The organism is Oleiphilus sp. HI0079, assembly GCF_001635105.1.
This window is the reverse complement of the sequence record NZ_LWFT01000738.1, coordinates 1-4,188: the sequence shown is the minus strand read 5'-3', so window position 1 is coordinate 4,188 and position 4,188 is coordinate 1. Positions and strand designations below refer to the sequence as shown.

At 49.8% G+C, this 4,188-nt stretch carries 4 protein-coding genes; all 4 read left to right on the top strand.

The features are described from left to right. Window positions 1-719 (top strand): murein biosynthesis integral membrane protein MurJ (gene murJ, locus A3750_RS13395; RefSeq protein WP_156498580.1); only part of this gene is annotated, 719 nt, incomplete at its 5' end. A gap of 41 nt (window positions 720-760) precedes the next feature. Then, complete coding sequence (locus tag A3750_RS13390) at window positions 761-2,260, top strand: FAD-linked oxidase C-terminal domain-containing protein (RefSeq protein WP_068520454.1); 1,500 nt, start codon at window positions 761-763, stop codon at window positions 2,258-2,260. Then, a complete protein-coding gene (glcE, locus tag A3750_RS13385; protein WP_068520456.1) occupies window positions 2,260-3,384 on the top strand; it encodes a glycolate oxidase subunit GlcE in 1,125 nt (374 codons plus the stop codon). The genes A3750_RS13390 and glcE overlap by 1 nt, the downstream gene beginning before the upstream one ends. A gap of 2 nt (window positions 3,385-3,386) precedes the next feature. After that, the coding region (glcF, locus tag A3750_RS13380) for a glycolate oxidase subunit GlcF (protein WP_082873295.1) at window positions 3,387-4,188 on the top strand (802 nt) is incomplete at its 3' end.

The following is a 4,188-nucleotide window of genomic DNA, read 5'->3' as shown; positions in this document are numbered from 1 at the left end:
TACCGTTGGGTGTCTTTGGAATCGCTATCGCAACCGTCATTCTGCCAAGTTTATCTGCTAAGAAAGCGAGCGGCTCAGAACAAGCGTTTTCAGATACCATCGACTGGGCTTTGCGGATGGTGTTAGTGATTGGTCTGCCCGCCGCGTTCGCGCTGATTGTATTGGCGGAACCACTCATTACCGTTTTGTTTCATTACGGCGCCTTGCTCGATAATGATGTGCTGCAAGCAGCGAAGAGCTTACGTGCATACGCAGCCGGTTTGTTAGCCTTTATGTTTGTGAAAGTTTTAGCGCCAGGATTCTTTGCAAGACAAGACATGAAGACTCCGGTGAAAATCGGAATCTATGCGATGATTGCGAATATGGTGTTTAACCTGGTCTTGATTTGGCCTCTTCAGCACGCCGGCCTCGCGTTGGCCACAGCGCTTTCTTCATGGTGCAATGCTTTGTGTTTGCTCTGGTTGCTGCGCAAGAGCAATATTTATCGATCTAGTGAGGGCTGGATGCTTTTCTGGCTTAAGCTGGTCGTTGCGTGCTCGGTCATGCTGGGCTTGGTGTTTTGGTTGAACGAACCCACGCAGACCTGGTTTGCTTGGGGGCTGCTGCAACGTATTCAGCATTTGGCGTTAATGGTAGGGGTTGCAATCATGGCGTATTTTGTTGTGTTGCTGTTGTTGGGCGTTAACCTAAAAGCATTACTGCAAGACAAGCACAGTTAGTCCATGTTTCGCGGTAATTTAAATGTACAGGTGAGCTAGAAATGAGTACAGAACACAACGACGAGCTTGATGGCGAAATTAAAGCTTGGCGCACCAGTGAGTTGCATCAGCTTGTGTCGAGAGTGCTGCCGGAGCGCTGTATCTTGAGCGATCAGGCTCAGCGTAAACCATACGAGTGCGACGGTTTGGCGGTTTATAGGGTTGAGCCTGGCTTGGTTGTGCTGCCGGAAAGCAAAGAGCAGGTTCAGGACTTAATGCGCTGCTGTGACCAGCACGGAATTGTTGTTGTTCCCCGAGGAGCAGGGACGGGCTTGTCTGGTGGGGCGCTGCCTATCGTTGGCGCGATTACCTTGTCTCTTTCCAAAATGAATCAGATCATTCGTATTGATGCCGATCAACAGTCTGCTTTGGTGCAGCCAGGAGTGCGTAATCTGGCGGTTAGTGAGGCGGCAGCCTCGCATGGGTTGTATTATGCGCCGGATCCCTCCTCGCAGATTGCCTGTAGTATCGGTGGTAATGTCGCAGAGAATGCCGGTGGTGTGCATTGTTTGAAATATGGCTTAACGGTAAACAATGTTCAATGGGTCGAGCTCGTATTGGCTGATGGTACAATTGAGCGCATTGGCAGTGATGCTTTTGATTCGCCAGGCATGGACTTGCTTTCCCTATTGCACGGATCCGAAGGCATGTTAGGTATCGTCACCGAGGTTTGTCTTAAGTTGATTCCCATTCCTCCTGTTACAAAAACCTTGTTGGTAAGTTTTGCTGAGGTTGAGTCAGCGGCGAATGCCGTTGCTAGCGTGATTGCTGCGGGGATCATTCCTGCAGGGCTAGAAATGATGGATAAACTTGCGATTCAGGCCGCCGAGGATTTTGCTTGTGCTGGCTATCCTAGAGAAGCCGAGGCGATCTTGATCGCCGAGCTTGATGGTCCTCTTGCTCAGGTTGAGCATGAGCTTGCTTTAATAAAGCATGTTTTTGAGGCCGCGGGTGCCACTGAGGTTCGCGTCGCGGATAACGAGGCCCAAAGAGCCTTGTTCTGGAAAGGGCGCAAGAGTGCGTTTCCCGCGGTCGGTCGTATTTCGCCGGATTACTACTGCATGGATGGCACGATCCCTAAGAAAAACCTGCCCGCCGTGCTCAAAGGTATTGCCGAGCTTTCCGAGAAATATGGTTTAGCGGTCGCGAATGTGTTTCACGCAGGTGATGGCAATATGCACCCGCTCATTCTATTTGATGCGAATAACTCCGATGAGTTGCAGCGCGCTGAGGCGATGGGTGGAGATATTTTGGCGCTTTGCGTCAAACTAGGTGGTGCGATCACTGGCGAACACGGCGTTGGGAGAGAGAAGATTAACCAAATGTGTGTTCAGTTTGCCAGTGATGAACTGTCTCAGTTTCATGCTTTGAAGCAGGCTTTTGATCCCCATAAGCTCCTGAATCCTAACAAAAATATCCCGACTCTGGCTCGCTGTGCCGAGTTTGGGCATATGCATGTGCACAACGGTGAGTTGCCATTCCCAGATTTGGAGCGCTTTTGATGTCTTGGTCCATTGCTCGTGTAGAGCACTTTAATGAACAAGAGTCGCGAGCGGCACAATGTATTCGAGCAGCGTCAGAGAGCAAGCGTACATTGTCGATTGAAGGTGGTGGCACCAGAGCTTTTTTGGGACGTTCTGTTGCATCAGGTGATGTGTTGTCTTCACAGCCGTTTTCGGGGGTGATTAGTTACGAGCCAAGCGAGCTTGTATTGCGAGTTGGCGCTGGTACCAAGGTGAGTGATATTCAGGCAATGCTTGCAGAGAAAGACCAGTGCCTTGCGTTTGAGCCTCATGTTCTGAATGGCTGTGAGAAAGGGATGGGCGTTGGTTCAACGATTGGTGGTGCTATTGCGAGTGCTATGGCGGGTTCTGCTCGGCCTTGGCAGGGAGGGGTGAAAGATCACGTCCTCGGGCTTGGTCTGATCAATGGTAAAGGCGATATCTTGAAGTTTGGCGGGCAGGTGATGAAAAATGTCGCTGGCTATGATGTCTCGCGGGCGATGGTCGGCTCTTTGGGCTGTATGGGGCTGATTACAGAGGTGTCGCTTAAAGTGCTCCCGACTCAGTCTCAGCAACGCTTTGTACAGATGCCATGTTCGTTAGAAGTTGCACTGGCCCTAGCTGTGAAACTTGATCGGAGTATGACAATGCGAATCGGCTTCGCTTGGTGCGACGATCTAGCCCATATTCGTTTTTCTGGCCCTGAGGATGCAGTTTCTGAGGTGCTCGATCATTTCGAGTTGCGTCGTTATGTCGAAGAGTCTGATGTATTTTGGGACTTGCTGTCTCAAATGAAGCACCCCATATTTGATGTTGCTGAACCTGGTAAACTTTGGCGCGTTGTTACGCCAAAGTACACGCGATTAACGGATGTGTTCCCAGCTGCGCCAATCTTAGTAAATTGGGCGGGTGGGGAATCCTTTATCCAGATTAGTGAAGACGACCTAAGCAAGAGCGCTGGGAATCTGCGTGATCTTGATGCACACGTGTACAGTCTCAATGTTGATCAATGTTATGTTTTAGGTGGGCTTTCGCCAACAATAGAAAGACTGCATGTTGCGCTGAAAAACGCGTTTGATCCGTATGGTGTTTTGAATGTTGGCCGTATGTCGGAGGCGTTTTAAGCATGCAGACGAATTTAATTCCGATCTATCAAGAGAGTGGCTTTGGTCAGCGTGCTGAAGAGATATTGCGAAGTTGCGTACACTGCGGCTTCTGTAATGCAACATGCCCAACTTATCAGGTTCTGGGTGATGAGCTAGATGGCCCAAGAGGGCGGATCTACCAAATTAAGCAAATGCTTGAGGGGGGCGAAGTCAATGAAGAAACCCGTACGCATTTAGATCGGTGTCTAACCTGTCGTGCCTGTGAAACCACATGTCCATCGGGTGTTCAATATCATGAGCTGATTGAAATCGGTAGGCAGGTGATTGATGAAAAGCTTCCGGCGCGAGCGGATCAATGGCAACGTAAGCTAGTTCATGCTTGGTTAATTAGGCCGTGGCTATTTGCCTTGTCATTGAAGTTGGGGCGGTTTTTTAGGCCGTTTCTTCCTCAAGTGTTTAAAGCAAAAGTGCCACCCAAAAATAAGGTAGAGCTGGCTTACCCCGCAGTGAAAACGTTTCATCAGCAAGCTGATAGCGGAACGATTTTATTGTTTAGTGCATGCGTTCAAAAAGCAGTGACTCCGCAAGTCGATGAGGCAACACGAGTTGTTTTTGAAGCACTTGGCTACCGGGTTCAGGAAATTACCGATGCAGGTTGTTGTGGCGCTTTGAGTCAGCATACGAGCGAGCAAGCCAAAGCGAAGGCATTGGCGAAGCGGAATATCGATGCCTGGAGTCAGTGGATCGACAACGAAAGTGCTTCTGCGATTGTTGCAAACGCATCCGGTTGTGGTGTGTTTGTTAAAGAGTACACGGAGCTGT